Source organism: Mycolicibacterium holsaticum DSM 44478 = JCM 12374 (assembly GCF_019645835.1).
In the GTDB taxonomy this organism is placed as follows: Bacteria; Actinomycetota; Actinomycetes; order Mycobacteriales; family Mycobacteriaceae; genus Mycobacterium; species Mycobacterium holsaticum.
In genome coordinates this window covers 3,500,450-3,519,845 of sequence record NZ_CP080998.1, presented here as the reverse complement: position 1 = coordinate 3,519,845, position 19,396 = coordinate 3,500,450, and the positions used below count along the sequence as shown (strand labels likewise).

Genomic DNA, 19,396 nt, shown 5'->3' with positions numbered 1-19,396 from the left:
TCACCTACCCTGTGAAGTTGAATGTTCGGGGGTCAGGACCCAACCGTGTGCCGTCGCCGAGCGAAGAGATGGACGCCATGTCCTGTTCACTCAGCTCAAAGTCGAACACGTCGAAGTTGCTCACGATTCTCGATGGGGTCACTGATTTCGGGATGACTATATTGCCGAGTTGGATATGCCACCTAATCAGTACCTGCGCGGGCGTTTTGCCGTGCGCCTCGGCGACGGCCGTCACGGCCGGGTTCTCCAGCAGTGAACCCTGGCCCAGCGGGCTCCACGCCTCGGTGGCAATGCCCAGCTGAGCGTGCACTTCGCGCAGCTCTTCCTGCTGCAGCCGCGGATGCAGCTCGATCTGGTTGACCGCAGGCACGATGCCGGTCGCGTCGACCAGGGTGCGCAGGTGCTCGGGTTCGAAGTTGCTGACCCCGATCGACCGGATACGTCCCTGATCGCGCAGGTCAGCGAACGCCTTGAAGGTGTCGACGAACGCGTTCTGGGCCGGCACCGGCCAGTGGATCAGGTACAGGTCGAGGTAGTCCAGCCCGAGCCGGTCCATGCTGGCGTCGAACGCCCTGCGGGTGCTGTCGTAGCCGTGGTCGGCGTTCCAGAGCTTGGTGGTCACGTAGACGTCTTCGCGCGCCAGCCCGGATTTCGCGACCGCCTGGCCGACCTCACGCTCGTTGCCATACGCTGCGGCCGTGTCGATATGCCGATAACCGGCACTCAACGCCGTCGCCGCCGCGCGCTCGGTGTCTTCGGCCGGGGTCTGCCAAACGCCGAGCCCGACCTGAGGGATCGATTGACCGTCGTTCAGCTTGATCGAGGGAGATGCCATGACTCAAAGTCTGCCAGGCCAGGCTTCGTGGAGTCCGAGCCGCAAGGACACCATCGTCACCGCCGCCGCAGGCCTCACCCTGCGCGCACTTCCGCGAATCCCCGACCCGGTCAAGCGGGCGCTGCTCGGCGGGCGTTCGGTCACCATCGACGGCAACACGCTGGATACGACGCTGCAGTTGATGCTCGCCGGGCAGAAGGCAGCCGGCATCAATGGCCTGGTGGCCAGCGACGACGTCACCGCCGCGCGCCAGCAACTGGAAACCCTGGCCGCCGGATTCAAACAGAGCATCCCGGTGGCCGGGGTGGCCAATCTCTCGATACCGGGCCCGGCGGGACCCATCGCTGCACGCCACTACCGGCCCGACGGCGCGGGCGCCCCGCTGCTGGTCTTCTACCACGGCGGCGGCCAGGTGATCGGCAGCATCGAGACCCACGACGACCTGTGCCGTCAACTCTGCCGGGCCGGCGGTGTGCATGTGTTGTCCGTCGACTACCGGTTGGGTCCCGAACACAAGGCGCCCGCGGGCACCGACGACGCGTACGCCGCTTTCACCTGGGCGCTCGAGCATGCCGCCGAACTGGGTGCGGACCCCCGCCGGGTCGCGGTCGGCGGTGACAGTGCCGGTGGAAACCAGGCCGCGCTGGTGTCCCTGCGCGCACGCGCGGACCGACAGCGACTGCCCGCGCTGCAACTGCTCTTCTATCCGGTCACCGACTACAGCGGCGAAAGCCGGTCGAAGACGCTGTTCGCCGACGGGTTCTTTCTGACCAGGCACGATATCGACTGGTTCTGCGCGCACTACCTGGACGGGGCGGAGTTGGCGCCATCTGATCCGCGGGTATCGCCGCTGCTGTCCGACGACCTGTCCGGGCTGCCGCCCGCGCTGGTGCTGACGGCCGGATTCGACCCGCTGCGCGACGAGGGCAGGCGATACGCCGACGCCATGCGGGCGGCCGGCGTCGCCGTCGACTACCGCGAGTTCGGTTCGCTCGTGCACGGCTTCGCCAACTTCTTCCCGCTCGGCGGCGACAGCGCCACCGCGGTCGCCGAGAGCATCTCGGCGATGCGCGCGCACCTGGCCCGCGTCTGAACAACCTCCGAAAGCGCGCCGGTACGCTTACCCCGTGGCCACCAAACCCAAGAAGACCCCTCGCTACGACCTCAAGGCGGCGGACCGCAAGCGCAACCTGGCGATTCAGATCGGGTTGACCTCGGTCGTCGTCATCTTCGCCGTCGCGTTGGTGCTCTACATCGTCACGTCGGCCGAAGAGAAGCCTGCCGAGGGCGAAGCCCAGGCGATCCGGGTGACCTCCAGCGACCTGATCACCCAGGAGGGCACCTCGGAGCCCAAGGCGGTCGTGGCGCTCTTCGAGGACTTCCTGTGCCCGGCATGCGGCAACTTCGAAAAGCTGTTCGGCCCCACCCTGAACAAGCTCATCGACAGCGGCGCCATCGCCGCCGACTACCACATGATCTCCATCCTGGACCGCCAGGGCGACGGCTACTCCACCCGCGCGGCCAACGCCGCCTACTGCGTGGCCGACGAATCGACGGACGCGTTCCGGCGCTTCCACTCCGCGCTCTACGCCCAGCAGCCACCCGAGGGTGTCGGCCCGTTCCCGGACAACGCCCGGCTCATCGAGGTGGCCCGGCAGGCCGGCGCGGCCGGCGGTGTCCCCGACTGCATCAACAAGGGCCGCTACACCGACATGGTGAAGGGCATGGCCGCGGCCACCGGCGTCAAGTCGACGCCGACGATCCGCATCAACGGCGAGGACTACAACCCCACCACCGCCGATGCGTTGATCGCCAAGATCGAGGAGATCGTCGGCAACGTGCCCGCGCTGGATGCCGGTGCGCCGCCGCCCGCACCCGATCCGACCCCCGCAGTACCGGCGCCGTGACGGTCACCGCGCCCGGCACCGACGCACCGAGCGAACCCGCGGCCGAGGCGCCAACGGGCGTGCCGGTGCGGCGGCCGAGCGCGATCTGGATACTCATCGCCGGACTCGCCGGGTTGGCGGCCTCGTTCACGCTGACCGTCGAGAAGATCGAAACGCTGATCAACCCGGACTACGTGCCGTCCTGCAGCATCAACCCGGTGCTGTCGTGCGGTTCGGTGATGATCACACCGCAGGCTTCGCTGCTGGGCTTCCCCAACCCGCTGCTCGGCGTCGTCGCGTTCAGCGTCGTCGTGGTGACCGGGGTGCTCGCGCTCGCCCGTGTCGAGCTGCCCCGCTGGTACTGGGCGGCGCTGGCGGCGGGCACGCTGCTGGGCGCGGCGTTCGTGCACTGGTTGATCTTTCAGAGCCTGTACCGCATCGGCGCGTTGTGCCCGTACTGCATGGTGGTGTGGGCGGTGACCATTCCGCTGCTGGTCGTGGTCGCCGCCATCGCCGTGGCACCCGAACGCGGCGGCGCCGTCGCGCGCGGCCTGTACACGTGGCGCTGGTCGCTGGTGGCATTGTGGTTCACCGCGCTGACTCTTCTGATCCTCGTGCGGTTCTGGAGCTACTGGTCCACGCTCGTCTAGACCTCACTGATTCCGCCCGGGTTAAGGTAGCGCGTGATCTCTAAAGTGCTTGTGGCCAATCGCGGTGAGATCGCGATCCGGGCGTTTCGGGCTGCTTATGAGTTGGGGATTGCGACGGTCGCGGTTTATCCGTATGAGGATCGCAATTCGTTGCATCGGCTCAAGGCCGATGAGTCGTATCAGATCGGGCAGACCGGGCATCCGGTGCGGGCGTATCTGTCGGTCGAGGAGATCGTGCGGGTGGCGCGGGGCGCGGGTGCGGACGCGGTCTATCCGGGTTACGGCTTTTTGTCGGAGAATCCAGAGCTTGCTGCGGGGTGCGCGGCGGCGGGTATCACGTTCATCGGTCCGAGCGCGCAGGTGTTGGAGTTGACCGGCAATAAGTCGCGTGCGATCGCGGCGGCCCGGGATGCGGGGTTGCCGGTGCTGAACTCCTCGGCGCCTTCGGCGTCGGCGCAGGAGTTGATCGCTGCGGCCGAGGCGATGGAGTTCCCGTTGTTCGTCAAGGCGGTTTCGGGTGGCGGGGGACGCGGGATGCGTCACGTGGGCGAGCGGGACGGGTTGGCCGAGGCGATCGAGGCGGCCGGGCGCGAGGCTGAGTCGGCTTTTGGGGATCCGACGCTGTATCTGGAGCAGGCGGTGCTCAACCCGCGCCATATCGAGGTGCAGATCCTGGCCGATACCCATGGTGATGTGATCCACCTGTTCGAGCGGGATTGTAGCGTGCAGCGCCGCCACCAGAAGGTCATCGAGTTGGCTCCGGCGCCCAACCTTTCTGATGAGCTGCGTGAGCGGATGTGCGCGGATGCGGTCGCGTTCGCCCGGCACATCGGGTACACGTTCGCCGGGACGGTGGAGTTCCTGCTCGATGAGCGGGGCCATTACGTGTTCATCGAGTGCAATCCGCGGATTCAGGTTGAGCACACGGTGACCGAGGAGATCACCGATGTGGATTTGGTGGGTTCTCAGCTGCGCATCGCGGACGGTCAGCGGCTGCAGGAGTTGGGGTTGAGCCAGGATTTGGTGCGGGTGCGCGGTGCGGCGATGCAGTGCCGGATCACCACCGAGGACCCGGCCAACGGTTTTCGCCCCGACACCGGGCGCATCACCGCCTACCGGTCCCCGGGCGGGGCGGGTATCCGCTTGGATGGTGGTTCGCATCTGGGTGCGGAGATCAGCGCGCATTTCGACTCGATGCTGGTCAAGCTGACGTGTCGGGGTCGTGATCTGCCGGCGGCGATCGCGCGGGCGCGGCGGGCGTTGGCGGAGTTCCGGATTCGTGGGGTGTCGACGAACATTCCGTTTCTGATGGCGGTGGTCAACGATGCGGATTTCCGCGCCGGGCGCATCAACACCTCGTTCATCGATGAGCGCCCGTATCTGTTGACCGCGCTGACCCCGGCTGATCGTGGCACCAAGATCTTGAATTACCTGGCCGATGTCACGGTCAACCAGCCGCACGGTGCGCGCAGCGCCACGGTGTATCCGCGTGACAAGCTGCCCGGCGTGGATCTGGGCGACAACCCGGCCAGCGGCTCCAAGCAGCGGCTGGGCGAGTTGGGGCCCGAGGGCTTTGCGCGGTGGTTGCGTGACTCCAAGGCGCTGGGCGTCACCGACACCACGTTCCGTGATGCGCACCAGTCGTTGTTGGCGACCCGGGTGCGCTCGACCGGGCTGTTGGAGGTGGCGCCGTATGTGGCGCGGATGTGCCCGCAGCTGTTGTCGGTGGAGTGCTGGGGTGGGGCGACTTACGATGTGGCGCTTCGGTTCTTGAAAGAAGACCCTTGGGAGCGGCTGGCCGCGCTGCGTGAGGCGATTCCCAACATCTGTCTGCAGATGCTGTTGCGTGGCCGAAACACGGTGGGCTACACGCCTTATCCGGAGTCGGTCACCGATGCGTTCGTCGCCGAGGCCACCGCGACCGGAATCGACATCTACCGGATCTTTGATGCGCTCAACAACGTCGAGTCGATGCGCCCGGCCATCGATGCGGTGCGCCAAACCGGCACGGCGATCGCTGAAGTCGCGATGAGCTACACCGGGGATCTGGTCGACCCGGCCGAGAACCTCTACACGCTGGACTATTACCTCAAGCTGGCCGAGCAGATCGTCGATGCCGGCGCGCATGTGCTGGCGATCAAGGACATGGCCGGGCTGCTGCGCCCGCAGGCCGCTCACACCCTGATCACCGCGCTGCGGTCCCGTTTCGACCTGCCGGTGCACGTGCACACCCACGACACGCCCGGTGGTCAGTTGGCGACGTATCTGGCCGCCTGGCAGGCCGGCGCCAGCGCCGTGGACGGGGCGTCGGCGCCGTTGGCGGGCACCACCAGCCAGCCCGCGTTGAGCTCGATCGTGGCCGCGACCGCGCACACCGAATTCGACACCGGGCTGTCGCTGTCGGCGGTCTGTGATCTGGAGCCGTACTGGGAGGCGCTGCGCAAGGTGTATGCGCCCTTTGATGTCGCGGCGTCGGGTCCGTTCACCTCGACCGGGCGGGTATATCACCACGAGATTCCCGGCGGGCAGTTGTCGAATCTGCGTCAGCAGGCCATCGCGTTGGGCTTTGGTAACCGGTTCGAGGAAATCGAGGCCAATTACGCTGGCGCCGACCGGATCTTGGGCCGGTTGGTGAAGGTCACCCCGTCGAGCAAGGTGGTGGGTGATCTGGCGCTTGCGCTGCTGGGCGCGGGCATCAGCGCCGAGGAGTTCGCCGCCGACCCGTCGCGGTTGGACATCCCCGACTCGGTGATCGGGTTCTTTCGCGGTGAACTCGGCGATCCGCCGGGCGGGTGGCCCGAGCCGCTGCGCACCAAGGCGCTTGCCGATCGGGCGCCGGCCAAACCGGCCCAGCAGCTCAGCGCGGCCGACGAGGCGGCGCTCAGCGAGCCCGGACCCGTCCGCCAGCACACCCTGAACCGGCTGCTTTTCCCCGGCCCGACCACCGAATTCGACGAGCACCGCGAAACCTACGGCGACACCTCGAGCCTGTCGGCCAACCAGTTCTTCTACGGGCTGCGCTCCGGGGAGGAACACCGGGTCAAGCTCGAACGCGGCGTCGAGTTGCTGATCGGGCTGGAAGCCGTCTCCGAGGCCGACGAACGCGGGATGCGCACCGTGATGTGCATCATCAACGGCCAACTTCGCCCGGTGGTGGTGCGTGACCGCAGCATCGCCAGCGACGTGCCCACCGCCGAGAAAGCCGACCGCGCCAACCCCGACCACGTCGCGGCCCCGTTCGCCGGTGTGGTCACCGTCAACATCGCCACCGACGACCAGGTACAGGCCGGCCAGACCATCGCCACCATCGAAGCGATGAAGATGGAAGCCGCGATCACCGCACCCAAGGCGGGCAAGATCAGCAGGGTCGCGGTGTCGAGCACCGCACAGGTCGAAGGCGGCGACCTGCTGGTGGTGGTCAGCTGACCCGCATCATCGCCGGAACCCTCAGCGGACGTCGAATCACGGTGCCGCGCACCCGAACCCGACCGACCACCGACCGGGTACGCGAGTCACTGTTCAATGTGCTGGCTGCCAGGGTGGACCTCGTGGGCGCATCGGTGCTCGACCTGTACGCGGGTTCGGGCGCGCTGGGACTGGAGGCGCTGTCGCGGGGCGCGGCCGCGGTGCTGTTCGTGGAGTCCGATGCCCGCGCGGTCGCCGTCATCGCCAAGAACGTCGCCGCGCTCGGCGTGACGGGGGCGACGGTGCGGCGCGGGGCCGTCGCCGCGGTGCTGTCGGCGGGCGCACCGCAGCCGGTGGACCTGGTCCTGGCCGACCCGCCCTACGACGTCGACGCCGCCGAGATGGGCGGCGTACTGAGTGCGCTGGCCCGGCACGGCTGGACCGCGCCCGGCACCGTCGTCGCCGTCGAACGCGCGGCCTCGGGAGCCACGCTGAACTGGCCCGACGGCTGGCGGCCGTGGGAACCGCGCCGCTACGGCGATACCCGCATCGAACTGGCCGAAGTCACCGCGGACACGGCGGCCCAACCCACCTGAGCTGCCCTGCTAGCGTCATCACCCATGAGCGGCGTGGTGTGCCCGGGCTCCTTCGACCCGGTAACCCTGGGCCATGTCGACGTCTTCGAACGCGCGGCCGCCCAGTTCGACGAGGTCATCATCGCGGTGTTGGTCAACCCCAACAAGAAGGGGATGTTCGACCTCGATGAGCGGATCGCGATGCTCGAGGAATCCACCGCACACCTGCCCAACGTGCGCGCCGAAGCGGGGGAGGGCCTAGTCGTCGACTTCGTCCGGAACCACGGGTTGACCGCGATCGTCAAGGGGCTGCGCACCGGAACCGACTTCGAGTACGAGTTGCAGATGGCGCAGATGAACAAACACGTCGCCGGCGTCGACACGTTCTTCGTGGCCACCGCGCCGCGCTATTCGTTCGTCTCGTCGTCGCTGGCCAAAGAGGTGGCCTCGCTGGGCGGCGACGTGACCGAGCTACTGCCCGAACCGGTCAACCGGCGGCTGCAGGCCAAGCTGAAGGGTTAATTTTCGCGCTCGTCGGGTAATCGCAGGGTGGCGCACAGCCCATTAGCGCCCCCAACCCTTTGAGTACGGAGTCATTGCCATGGTGCAAACCTTTGTCCAGTCCACCGACGATGTCGTGAGGTTCCTGACCGATCAGCACAACCTGATCAAGGATCTGTTCGAAGAGGTACTCAGCGCCTCCGACGACAAAGCCCGCGAGACCGCGTTCGTCGAACTGCGCCAACTGCTTGCGGTGCACGAGACCGCCGAGGAGATGGTGGTGCACCCCCGCGCGCGCCACGAGATCGCCGACGGCGACGCGATCGTCGACGCCCGCCTCGAGGAGGAACACGACGCCAAGGAACAGCTCTCGGCGCTGGAGAACATGGACATCGGGTCCAAGGAGTTCCTCGACGCGCTCCTGCGGTTCCGCGACGACGTGCTGCACCACGCCGAGCAGGAAGAACACCAGGAGTTCAACAAGCTCGGGCGTGAGCTCGACGCCGACGACCTCGAGCGCATGGTCAAGGCCGTGCAGGCCGCCCAGGCCATCGCGCCGACCCGCCCGCACGCCGGGGTGGAGTCGGCCACGGCCAACTTTGCCGTCGGCCCGTTCGTGTCGATGCTCGACCGGGCGCGCGACGTCATCTCGGCTGTCCTGCGATAGGACCCCACTACTTCGGCGTCGAGTGTGGGGTTGACGCACGGTTTTCCCAGGTGAACGTGTGTCGAGCCCACGTTCGGCGGCCGAGCGATCCCTGTCCGTGTGTTGACATAATGTGGGGGTCAGCAATTTCACACGGAGTTGGGGCCTGGGAGAGCGGCGACACAGCAAGACGCCCTGATCGCGACACACCGGCGTCGGTAGCTGAGTCACAGCCGTAACACCAGGCACACTGGTAACTGTCAACTACGCCTGGAGGGTGTTGCCGTGTACCGAGTTTTTGAAGCGCTCGATGAGCTGGGCGCCATTGTCGAAGAAGCCCGCGGCGTGCCGATGACCGCCGGTTGCGTGGTGCCCCGCGGCGATGTCCTCGAGTTGATCGACGACATCAAGGACGCGATCCCGGGCGAACTCGACGACGCGCAGGACGTCCTCGACGCGCGCGACGGCTTGCTGCGGGAGGCCAAGGAGCATTCCGACTCGATGGTTGCCACGGCCTCCGCCGAGGCCGACTCGATGATCAACCACTCCCGCGCGGAGGCCGACCGGTTGCTCGCCGACGCCAAGGCCCAGGCCGACCGGATGGTCGCCGAGGCCCGCCAGCACAGCGAGCGCATGGTCGGTGAAGCCCGCGAAGAGGCCACCCGCATCGCGGCCACCGCCAAGCGCGAGTACGAGGCCAGCACCGGCCGGGCCAAGACCGAGGCCGACCGCCTGATCGAAAACGGGAACCTCGCCTACGAGAAGGCCGTGCAGGAAGGCATCAAGGAACAGCAGCGGCTGGTGTCGCAGACCGAGATCGTGCAGACGGCCACTGCCGAGGCCACCCGCCTCATCGACTCCGCGCACGCCGAGGCCGATCGGCTACGTGGCGAATGCGACATCTATGTCGACAACAAGCTCGCCGAGTTCGAGGACTTCCTCAACGGCACCCTGCGCTCGGTGGGGCGCGGTCGCCATCAGCTGCGCACCGCCGCGGGCACCCACGACTACGCAGCGCGTTAGCGGCCGGTAGGGCTCGCCGTAGGATTGACCTATGGCGACGCATGCGAACGCGGCGGCGCACCGAGAGTCGCGAACGCCGCTAGTCATTGACATCTCCCGGCTCGGCCGGCGGCCCGGCTCCATGTTGACGCTCTCCGAGACCGTGTCTTGCCCGTCGCGCATCGGGCTCGACCTGATCGGAATCGACAAGGGTGCGCCGCTGGAACTGGACCTTCGGATCGAATCCGTTTCGGAGGGGGTACTGGTCACCGGCACGGTGTCCGGCCCGACGTCGGGTCAGTGCGCGCGCTGCCTGACCCCGGTCACCGGCGACGTCGAGATCGAACTCACCGAGCTGTTCGCCTATCCGGACAGCGCGACCGACGAGACCACCGACGCCGACGAGGTCGCCCGCGTCGGTCGCTCCCGTGGTGCCGACACCATCGACCTGGAGCAGCCGATCATCGACGCCGTCGGGCTGGCGCTGCCGTTCACGCCGCTGTGCGACACCGAGTGCCTGGGCCTGTGCCCGCAGTGCGGTGTGGCGCTGGCGACCGCCGAACCCGGACACCACCACGACCTCATCGATCCGCGGTGGGCCAAGCTTGCAGGCATGTTGGACGAGGACGCCGGTGAGTGACCGGGCGGCGCTGCTGGCGGCGCTCGGGGTGAAGCTGCCCGACGACCTGCTCACGATGGCGTTGACGCACCGCAGCTACTCCTATGAGCACGGCGGGCTGCCCACCAACGAACGCCTGGAGTTTCTCGGCGATGCGGTGCTCGGGCTGACCATCACCGAGGAGCTCTACCATCGCCATCCCGACCGCCCCGAAGGCGATCTGGCCAAGCTGCGGGCCAGCATCGTCAACACTCAGGCGCTCGCCGACGTCGGCCGCCGCCTGTCCGACAGCGGGTTGGGCCACTACCTGCTGCTCGGTAAGGGGGAGGAGAACTCCGGCGGCGCGAACAAGGCCAGCATCCTGGCCGACGGCGTCGAATCCCTGCTCGGCGCAATCTATGTCGAGCACGGCATCGATGTCGCCCGCGAGGTGATCCTGCGGTTGTTCGGCCAGCTCCTGGACACCGCGCCGACGTTGGGCGCCGGCTTGGACTGGAAGAGCAGCCTGCAGGAGTTGACCGCGGCGCGCGGCATGGGCGCGCCGTCATACGTGGTGTCGTCCACGGGCCCCGACCACGACAAGGAATTCACCGCGGCGGTGGTCGTGGCCGACACCGAGTACGGCAAGGGCGTCGGCCGCACCAAGAAGGAAGCCGAACTCAAAGCGGCGGCGGCGGCGTGGAATGCGCTGACCGCCGCTTCTGATGTAGATGCCTGAGCTGCCCGAAGTCGAGGTCGTGCGGCGGGGGTTGGCAGCACACGTCGTCGACAAGACCGTCACCGCGGTGCGCGTGCATCACCCGCGCGCGGTGCGTCGGCACGAGGCGGGCCCCGCCGACCTGACCGGGCGCCTGCTCGGGACGCGGATCGTCGGCACCGGCCGCCGCGGCAAGTACATGTGGCTGACGTTGGACGACGGCTCGGCGCTGGTGGTGCACCTGGGGATGAGCGGACAGATGCTGCTGGGCGCGCTGCCCGACGAGCGGCACCTGCGCATCGCGGCGCTGCTCGACGACGGCACCGCGCTGAGCTTCGTGGATCAGCGCACGTTCGGTGGGTGGTTGCTCACCGACATGGTCACCGTCGACGGCAGCGACGTACCGCTGTCCGTCGCCCACCTGGCCAGTGATCCGCTGGACCCGTTGTTCGACCGCGACAGCGTCGTTGAGGTGTTGCGGCGCAAGCACTCTGAGATCAAGCGTCAGCTGCTGGACCAGACCGTGGTCTCGGGGATCGGCAACATCTACGCCGACGAGGCGCTGTGGCGGGCGCGGGTCAACGGCGCCCGGCTGGCGTCGGCGCTGACCCGTCGCCAGCTGGCCGGGGTGCTCGACGCGGCGGCCGAGGTGATGGCCGAGGCGCTGGATCAGGGCGGCACGTCGTTTGACTCGCTGTATGTCAACGTCAACGGCGAGTCCGGCTACTTCGAACGGTCGCTGGACGCCTACGGCCGCGAGGGCCAGCCGTGCCGGCGCTGCGGTGCGGTGATGCGCCGCGAGAAGTTCATGAACCGCTCGTCGTTCTACTGCCCGAAATGCCAACCCCGCCCGCGGGTCTCACGCGGAAACCCGCGAGGTGCACGTTAGCGAGGTCTCTACTCGCACTCTTCCGCGCTAACGTACATCTCGTGACGGAACTGTGGGTGGAGCGCACCGGTGTGCGCCAATACGTCGGGCGCAGTTCACGCGGCGCGCAGGTGCTCGTCGGCAACGAGGACGTCGACGGCGTCTTCACCCCCGGCGAGCTGATGAAGATCGCGCTGGCGGCCTGCAGCGGGATGGCCAGCGACGCGCCGCTGCGCCGGCGGCTCGGCGACGAGTATCCGGCCACGATCCGGGTGTCCGGGGCGGCCGACCGCGAGCAGGAGCGCTATCCGCTGTTGGACGAACATATGGAGCTCGACTTGTCCGGCCTGTCCGAAGGCGACAGAGCGCGGGTACTCACGGTCGTCGAGCGCGCCATCGATCAGGTCTGCACGGTCGGCCGCACGCTCAAAGCCGGGGCTGAAGTGACGTTTGAGGTTCGTGATGCAGGAGTTAGCTGAGGTACGGCTGACGGCGTGGGTGCACGGCCGCGTTCAAGGGGTCGGCTTCCGGTGGTGGACCAGATCGCGCGCGCTGGAGCTCGGGCTGACCGGATTCGCGTCCAACAGGCCCGACGGCCGTGTCCAGGTGGTCGCCCAGGGCGCGCGCGACGCCTGCGAAAAGCTCCTTGAGCTGCTGCAAAGCGGCAAAACGCCCGGTCGGGTGGACAACGTGGTGGCCGACTGGTCAGAAGTTCGCGACTCGCTAGAAGGGTTCACCGAGCGATAGCGCGCGCGGCGGTAGGGTTTCACGTCGTGCACCTCAAGAGTCTGACGCTGAAGGGCTTCAAGTCCTTTGCTTCACCTACGACTCTGCGATTCGAACCGGGCATCACGTGCGTGGTGGGCCCCAACGGGTCGGGCAAATCCAACGTCGTCGACGCGCTGACCTGGGTGATGGGCGAACAGGGCGCCAAGACGTTGCGTGGCGGCAAGATGGAGGACGTCATCTTCGCCGGCACGTCCTCACGCCCGCCGCTGGGCCGCGCCGAGGTCACCGTGACGATCGACAACTCCGACAACTCGCTGCCGATCGAGTACTCCGAGGTGTCGATCACCCGACGGATGTTCCGCGACGGCGGAAGCGAATACGAGATCAACGGCAGCGGTTGCCGCTTGATGGACGTGCAGGAACTGCTGTCGGACTCGGGCATCGGCCGCGAGATGCACGTCATCGTCGGGCAGGGCAAGCTCTCCGAGATCCTCGAATCACGCCCGGAGGACCGGCGCGCGTTCATCGAGGAGGCCGCCGGTGTGCTCAAACACCGCAAGCGCAAGGAGAAGGCGGTCCGCAAGCTCGACGCGATGTCGGCCAACCTGGCCCGGCTGACCGACCTGACCACCGAACTGCGCCGCCAGCTCAAACCGCTGGGCAGGCAGGCCGAGATGGCCCGGCGCGCCCAGACCATCCAGGCCGATCTGCGCGACGCGCGGCTGCGGCTGGCCGCCGACGACCTGGTCACCCGCCGCGCCGAGTTCGAGAACACCAACCAGGCCGAGACGACGCTGCGCCACGAGCACGACGAGCTGAGCACCCGGCTGGAGGCCAAGACCGTCGAGCTGGCCGCCCACGAGTCGGCCGTCGAGAGCCTGTCCGAACGGGCGAACGCCGCCCAGCAGACGTGGTTCTCGCTGTCGGCGCTGGCCGAACGGGTCAGCGCGACGGTGCGCATCGCCAGCGAGCGCGCGCAGTACCTCGACACCGAGCCCGAGACCTCCACCGGCCCCGACCCCGACGAGCTGGACGCGCAGGCCGACCAGGTCGCCGCGGACGAGCGCCGGCTGCTCGAGGAACTCGAGGAGTCCCGGGCGACGCTGGAGGAAGCCCGCAGCGAACTCGCCGAGCGCGAACAGGTGGCCGCAGAGGCCGAACGGGCGCACATGGCCGCCGCGCGCGCCGAGGCCGACCGCCGCGAGGGGGTGGCCCGGCTGGCCGGCCAGGTCGACACCATGCGCACCCGCGTCGAGTCGATCGGCGAGACCGTCGCCAGGCTCACCGCGGGCATCGACGGGGCGGCCACCCGCGCCCAGCAGACCCAGGCCGAATTCGAGACCGTCCAAGCCCGCGTCGGTGAACTCGACGCGGGTGAGGTGGGGCTGGACGAACAGCATGACCGCAGCGTGGCCGCGCTGCGCCTGGCCGACGAACGTGTCACCGAACTGCAGGCCGCCGAACGCGGCGCCGAACGCCAGGTGGCGTCGCTGAGGGCCCGCATCGAAGCGCTGTCGGTAGGGCTGTCCCGCAAGGACGGTGCGGCGTGGCTACAGGAAAACCGCAGTGACGCAGGGCTTCTCGGGTCTGTAGCCAAACTGCTCAAGGTCCGTGACGGCTACGAGGCGGCGGTCGCCGCGGTGCTCGGGGCAGCGGCGGACGCCGTCGCCGCCGAAAACACCAGTGCCGCCCGGGCGGCCGTCGCCGCGCTCAAGGAATCCGATGCCGGGCACGCGGCGATCGTGCTCAGCGACTGGCACTCCCACGTCCCGGCGCCCAGCGGGGCGCTGCCCTACGGCGCGCACTGGGCCGTCGAGCTCGTCGAGGCACCGCCGCGGCTGCAGGGCGCCATCACCGCGATGCTGGCCAATGTGGCCGTGGTGGCCGACCTGTCCGCGGCGCTCGACCTCGTCACCTCCCGGCCGGAGCTGCGGGCGGTCAGCGCGGACGGCGATCTCGTCGGCGCCGGGTGGGTCAGCGGCGGTTCGGATCGCAAACCCAGCACGCTGGAGATCGCTTCGGAGGTCGACAAGGCCCGCGCCGAACTGGCCGAGGCCGAGAAGCAGGTGGGCGAGCTGTCGGCAGCGCTGGCCGGTGCGCTGGCCGAGCAGGCGGCCCGCCGCGACTCCGCCGAGCAGGCGCTGGCCGCGCTCAACGAGTCCGACGCGGCGATCTCGGCGATCTACGAGCAGCTGGGCCGCCTCGGCCAGGACGCCCGCGCCGCCGACGACGAGTGGCAGCGGCTGATCAAGCAGCGCGACGAGCTGGAGACCAACCGGTCACGCACCGTCGAGGAACTCGCCGGGCTCGAAGAGCGCCTGCACAACGCCCAGCAGGAGCCGATGTTCGACGCCGAGCCGGTCAACCGGCAGGAGACGGTGGCGGCCGCCGAGGCTGCGCGGGCCGTCGAGGTCGAGGCGCGCCTGGCCGTGCGCACAGCCGAAGAACGCGCCAATGCCGTTCGGGGCAAAGCTGATTCGCTGCGCCGAGCGGCGGCCGCCGAGCGGGAGGCTCGGGTGCGCGCCCAGCGTGCCCGGGAAGCGCGCGCCCATGCGGCCAAGGTCGCTGCGGCAGTCGCCGAATCGGCACGCCTTGTCGCGCAACGGCTCAGCTCCGTGGTGGCGGTGGCCTCCCGGGCGCGTGACGCGGTAGCCGAGGAACGCCAGCACCGCTCGACGGCGTTGGCCAAGACCCGCGACGAGGTCAACGAGCTCACCGCCAGAATCAACGGGCTGACCGACGCGCTGCACCGCGACGAGGTCGCCAAAGCCCAAGCGGCGCTGCGAATCGAGCAGCTCGAAGAGCACGTCCTCGAACAGTTCGGCATGGCCAGCGCCGACCTCATCGCCGAGTACGGGCCCGATGTGCCGTTGCCGCCGACCGAGCTGGAGATGGCCGAATACGAGCAGGCCCGTGAACGTGGCGAGCAGGTCACCGCACCCGCGCCGATGCCGTTCGACCGGCCCACCCAGGAGCGGCGGGCGAAGAAGGCCGAACGTGAGCTGGGCGAGCTGGGCCGGGTCAACCCGCTGGCGTTGGAGGAGTTCGCGGCGCTCGAGGAGCGCTACAACTTCCTGTCCACCCAACTCGAGGACGTCAAGGCCGCGCGCAAGGACCTGCTCGACGTCATCGAGGACGTCGACGAACGCATCCTGCAGGTGTTCACCGAGGCCTACACCGACGTGGAACGCGAGTTCGAGCAAGTGTTTTCGACGCTGTTCCCCGGCGGTGAGGGCAGGCTGCTGCTGACCAACCCCGACGACATGCTGACCACCGGCATCGAGGTCGAGGCCCGCCCGCCGGGCAAGAAGATCAAGCGGCTGTCGCTGCTGTCCGGCGGCGAGAAGTCGCTGACCGCCGTGGCGATGCTGGTGGCGATCTTCCGGGCCAGGCCCTCACCGTTCTATGTGATGGACGAGGTCGAGGCGGCCCTCGACGACGTGAACCTGCGCAGGCTGCTCGGGCTGTTCGAGCAGCTGCGGTCGCAGTCGCAGCTCATCGTCATCACCCACCAGAAGCCGACGATGGAGATCGCCGACGCGCTGTACGGCGTCACGATGCGCGACGACGGCATCACCCAGGTGATCAGCCAGCGGATGCGCGGCCAGGAGCTGCTCGCCAGCACCAATTAGCGGTTCGGGTGTAGTTCGTCACGCTGAGCGTGACCAACCGCGCCGAAATCGCAGTGCTGTGCCCTGAGACAATGGCGGCGTGACAGAAGGTTTGTGGATCGCGATCGCGGTCATCGCCGTCCTGCTGGTTGCCGCGCTGATCGTCGGATTGGTGCGCTACCGGCGGCGACGGATCAGGTTGTCGTCCGCAGACACCGCCACGGCCCTGGACCGCTCGGGTGGCTACACCGCGTCGTCGGGGTTCACGTTCTCGACGGGTTCGGCGACCGCCGAGCCCGTCGAACGGATCGACACCACCGGGCTGCCCGGCGTCGGCGACGACGCCGCGGTGCCGCGCGATGCGCCGAAACGCTCGATCGCCGACGTGCGACTTCCCGAGCCCGAGGCGGAGGTCGCCGAGCCCGCGCCACCCGTGGAAGAAGCGCCGCCACCTGTCGAGGAGCCGGTCGCGCCGGCGGTGCCCGAAGTCGAGGAGATCGCCCCTCCGGAAGGCCGGCTGGAGCGGCTGCGCGGGCGGCTGGCCAAGTCGCAGAACGCGCTCGGCCGCGGCATGCTCGGCCTGCTCGGCGGCGGTGACCTGGACGAGGACTCCTGGGAGGCTGTCGAGGACACGCTGCTGATCGCTGATCTCGGCCCCGTCGTCACCGAATCGGTCGTGACCGCCCTGCGCTCGCGGATGGCCAGCGCAGGTGTGCGCACCGAAGCCGACGCCCGCGCGGTGCTGCGCGAGGTGCTCATCGAACAACTGCAACCCGACCTGGACCGCTCGATCCGGGCGCTGCCGCACGCCGACAAGCCCTCGGTGCTGCTGGTCGTCGGGGTCAACGGCACCGGTAAGACCACCACGGTGGGCAAGCTTGCGCGGGTGCTGGTGGCCGACGGCCGACGCGTCGTGCTGGGGGCGGCCGACACGTTCCGCGCCGCGGCGGCCGACCAGCTGCAGGCGTGGGCGTCACGGGTGGGTGCGCAGGTGGTGCGCGGCGCCGAGGGCGCCGACCCGGCGTCGGTGGCGTTTGACGCCGTCGACGCGGGCATCGCATCCGGCGCCGATGTCGTCGTCATCGACACCGCCGGCCGCCTGCACACCAAGACCGGCCTGATGGACGAACTCGGCAAGGTCAAACGGGTGGTGAGCCGCCGCACCCAGGTCGACGAGGTGCTGCTGGTGCTCGACGCCACGATCGGCCAGAACGGGCTGCCGCAGGCCCGGGTATTCGCCGAAGTCGTCGACATCACCGGGGTGGCGCTGACCAAGCTCGACGGCACCGCCAAGGGCGGCATCGTCTTCCGGGTGCAGCAGGAACTCGGCGTACCGGTCAAGCTCGTCGGTCTGGGCGAAGGCCCCGACGACCTTGCGCCGTTCGAGCCCGCGGCGTTCGTCGACGCGCTGCTGGGCTGACCCACCGGCCGGTGCCGCCCGGCGAAACATGAGCGTAACGATGTCGGCGCACGCGTTCACATCGCCGAAACGCGCACGCATCACCGGTGAAACGCCGGGCGCAGAGTCTCTTCGGGAGGCCGATCTTTATCGGCCCACGTCCCAAGGAGGTTCACACAAAGTGCTTCTAGCCTTACCAGACGACGCGTTCGCGCCTTTCGGTCCCGGCGGACTGAGTTCCGGCGACACCGCATGGGTGCTCACCGCTGCTGCGCTGGTGTTGTTCATGACACCTGGGCTGGCGTTCTTCTACGGCGGATTATCCCGGCAGAAGTCCGTCCTCAACATGATGATGATGTCGTTCGGATCCATCGGCGTCGTCAGCGTCATCTACGTGCTGTGGGGCTACTCGATGTCGTTCGCCTCCGCGCACACCGGCCAAAGTGACATTCTGGGTGTCTTCGACAACCCGTTCGCGCTGTTCGGGCTCAGCCCGCTGCTGGAAACCAAAGAAGTCGGTGCCGACACCCTTTTCGTGCTTGGTGGGTTCGGCACGGTGCCGGCGATCGTCTGGGCCGGCTTTCAACTCACGTTCGCCGTGATCACCGTCGCGTTGATCAGCGGCGCGGTGGCCGAACGGATGAAGTTCGGGACATGGCTGGTGTTCGGCGCGATCTGGGTGACGCTGGTGTACTTCCCACTGTCCCACATGGTTTGGGGTGGCGGCCTGCTGTCGGGCGCGGAAAACAGCATTGCCTCATGGCTGTTCGGCTATGACGCGGAGGCGGGTGCGGCCAACGTGGCACCCATCGACTTCGCCGGCGGCACCGTGGTGCACATCAACGCCGGTATGGCCGCGCTGGTGCTGGCCGTGCTGCTGGGCAAACGAAAAGGCTTCGGCAAGATGGCCTACCGTCCGCACAACATCCCGTTCGTGATGCTCGGCGCCGCGATCTTGTGGTTCGGGTGGTTCGGCTTCAACGTGGGCTCCGAAGGGGCGGCGGACATGCTCGCCGGCCAGGTGTGGGTGAACACCACCGCCGCCACCGCAGCGGCGATGCTGGGCTGGTTGATCATCGAACGCATCCGGGACGGCAAGCCGACCAGCGTGGGTGCCGCCTCCGGCATCGTCGCGGGCCTCGTGGCGATCACCCCGGCGTGCGGGGCGCTCACGCCGATCGGGTCGCTGGTCCTCGGCGTCGTCGCCGGCGCGCTGTCGTCGCTGGCGGTCAGCCTGAAGTACAAGTTCGGCTACGACGATTCGCTCGACGTCGTCGGCGTACACCTCGTCGCAGGCCTCTGGGGCACCATCGGCATCGGCCTGCTCGGCGCCGAAACGGGCCTGCTCTACGGCGGCGGTATCAAACAGTTGGTGGTGCAGGCGGTTATCGCACTGTCCGCGGTGGTGTTCACTGGCATCATGACGGCGATCATCGCGTTCATCGTCAAGCCCATGGGGTGGCGGGTGAGCGCCGAGAACGAGGAAACTGGTATCGATGAGACCGAACACGCTGAAACGGCTTACGAGTTCGCCTGAGCGGCGACAATTTCATCGGAAGGGAACACCTACATGAAGCTGATCACGGCGATCGTCAAACCGTTCACGCTCGAAGACGTCAAGACCGGACTCGAGCAGGCGGGCATCCTCGGAATGACTGTCAGCGAGGTCCAGGGCTACGGCCGCCAGAAGGGGCACACCGAGGTGTACCGCGGCGCCGAGTACTCCGTCGATTTCGTGCCGAAGGTGCGGGTGGAGGTGGTGGTCGAGGACGCCGCAGTGGACAAGGTGGTCGATGTCATCGTCCAGGCCGCCCGCACCGGAAAGATCGGTGACGGAAAGGTCTGGGTCAGCCCGGTGGACACCGTGGTACGGGTCCGCACCGGTGAGCGGGGGGCCGACGCCCTTTGAGCCGCATCTGAACTCGACGTCGCCGTCCGGCCATGCACGTGAGCACTGATTGTCAAGGCCGGAG

Annotated in this window: 18 protein-coding genes; 17 read left to right on the top strand and 1 reads right to left on the bottom strand. The window is 68.2% G+C overall.

Going from position 1 to position 19,396, the window contains the following annotated elements:
* Positions 1-4: 4 nt before the first annotated feature.
* Positions 5-835: an aldo/keto reductase gene (locus K3U96_RS17095; protein WP_220690489.1), complete on the bottom strand. Its 831-nt coding sequence runs from the start codon at positions 833-835 to the stop codon at positions 5-7.
* On the opposite strand from K3U96_RS17095, the gene K3U96_RS17090 reads away from it, so the two are divergent.
* The 17 genes from K3U96_RS17090 to K3U96_RS17010 all read left to right on the top strand — a co-directional run bounded on the left by K3U96_RS17090 (position 834) and on the right by K3U96_RS17010 (position 19,332).
* Positions 834-1,928: an alpha/beta hydrolase gene (locus K3U96_RS17090; RefSeq protein WP_220690488.1), complete on the top strand. Its 1,095-nt coding sequence runs from the start codon at positions 834-836 to the stop codon at positions 1,926-1,928. The two genes, K3U96_RS17095 and K3U96_RS17090, sit on opposite strands and share 2 nt — an antisense overlap.
* A gap of 34 nt (positions 1,929-1,962) precedes the next feature.
* A complete protein-coding gene (locus K3U96_RS17085) occupies positions 1,963-2,742 on the top strand; it encodes a DsbA family protein (protein WP_069406212.1) in 780 nt (259 codons plus the stop codon).
* Entirely contained in the window at positions 2,739-3,371 is a 633-nt protein-coding gene (locus K3U96_RS17080; protein WP_069406211.1) for a vitamin K epoxide reductase family protein, read from the top strand. The genes K3U96_RS17085 and K3U96_RS17080 overlap by 4 nt, the downstream gene beginning before the upstream one ends.
* Positions 3,372-3,404: 33 nt before the next feature.
* Positions 3,405-6,797 carry a pyruvate carboxylase gene (locus K3U96_RS17075; protein WP_220690487.1) on the top strand — a complete coding sequence of 1,131 codons (3,393 nt, stop codon included), beginning with the start codon at positions 3,405-3,407 and terminating at the stop codon, positions 6,795-6,797.
* Positions 6,794-7,372, top strand: coding sequence for a 16S rRNA (guanine(966)-N(2))-methyltransferase RsmD (gene rsmD, locus K3U96_RS17070; protein ID WP_220693563.1), 579 nt, complete (start codon positions 6,794-6,796; stop codon positions 7,370-7,372). Before K3U96_RS17075 ends, rsmD begins: the two co-directional genes overlap by 4 nt.
* Positions 7,373-7,396: 24 nt before the next feature.
* Positions 7,397-7,873 (top strand): pantetheine-phosphate adenylyltransferase, encoded by a 477-nt coding sequence (coaD, locus tag K3U96_RS17065; protein WP_069406606.1) that lies wholly within the window; start codon positions 7,397-7,399, stop codon positions 7,871-7,873.
* Between the two features lie 79 nt (positions 7,874-7,952).
* Positions 7,953-8,519: a hemerythrin domain-containing protein gene (locus K3U96_RS17060; RefSeq protein WP_220690486.1), complete on the top strand. Its 567-nt coding sequence runs from the start codon at positions 7,953-7,955 to the stop codon at positions 8,517-8,519.
* 264 nt (positions 8,520-8,783) lie between these two features.
* On the top strand, positions 8,784-9,521 hold the full coding sequence (gene sepIVA / locus K3U96_RS17055) for a cell division protein SepIVA (protein WP_069406604.1): 738 nt from the start codon (positions 8,784-8,786) through the stop codon (positions 9,519-9,521).
* 31 nt (positions 9,522-9,552) lie between these two features.
* Positions 9,553-10,140: a YceD family protein gene (locus K3U96_RS17050; protein WP_220690485.1), complete on the top strand. Its 588-nt coding sequence runs from the start codon at positions 9,553-9,555 to the stop codon at positions 10,138-10,140.
* Positions 10,133-10,837 (top strand): ribonuclease III, encoded by a 705-nt coding sequence (gene rnc / locus K3U96_RS17045; protein WP_069406602.1) that lies wholly within the window; start codon positions 10,133-10,135, stop codon positions 10,835-10,837. The genes K3U96_RS17050 and rnc overlap by 8 nt, the downstream gene beginning before the upstream one ends.
* Positions 10,830-11,705: a DNA-formamidopyrimidine glycosylase gene (gene mutM, locus K3U96_RS17040; RefSeq protein WP_220690484.1), complete on the top strand. Its 876-nt coding sequence runs from the start codon at positions 10,830-10,832 to the stop codon at positions 11,703-11,705. The genes rnc and mutM overlap by 8 nt, the downstream gene beginning before the upstream one ends.
* A gap of 41 nt (positions 11,706-11,746) precedes the next feature.
* On the top strand, positions 11,747-12,163 hold the full coding sequence (locus K3U96_RS17035; protein ID WP_220690483.1) for an OsmC family protein: 417 nt from the start codon (positions 11,747-11,749) through the stop codon (positions 12,161-12,163).
* Positions 12,147-12,431, top strand: a complete 285-nt coding sequence (locus tag K3U96_RS17030; protein WP_220690482.1) for an acylphosphatase — start codon at positions 12,147-12,149, stop codon at positions 12,429-12,431. The genes K3U96_RS17035 and K3U96_RS17030 overlap by 17 nt, the downstream gene beginning before the upstream one ends.
* Positions 12,432-12,457: 26 nt before the next feature.
* Positions 12,458-16,045, top strand: coding sequence for a chromosome segregation protein SMC (gene smc / locus K3U96_RS17025; RefSeq protein ID WP_220690481.1), 3,588 nt, complete (start codon positions 12,458-12,460; stop codon positions 16,043-16,045).
* Between the two features lie 79 nt (positions 16,046-16,124).
* The gene (ftsY, locus tag K3U96_RS17020) at positions 16,125-17,444 is read left to right on the top strand and encodes a signal recognition particle-docking protein FtsY (protein ID WP_069406597.1); all 1,320 of its coding nucleotides are present in this window, start codon (positions 16,125-16,127) and stop codon (positions 17,442-17,444) included.
* Between the two features lie 160 nt (positions 17,445-17,604).
* A complete protein-coding gene (locus tag K3U96_RS17015; RefSeq protein ID WP_220690480.1) occupies positions 17,605-18,960 on the top strand; it encodes an ammonium transporter in 1,356 nt (451 codons plus the stop codon).
* A 33-nt stretch (positions 18,961-18,993) separates the two neighbouring features.
* Positions 18,994-19,332: a P-II family nitrogen regulator gene (locus K3U96_RS17010; protein ID WP_069406595.1), complete on the top strand. Its 339-nt coding sequence runs from the start codon at positions 18,994-18,996 to the stop codon at positions 19,330-19,332.
* Positions 19,333-19,396: the final 64 nt, after the last annotated feature.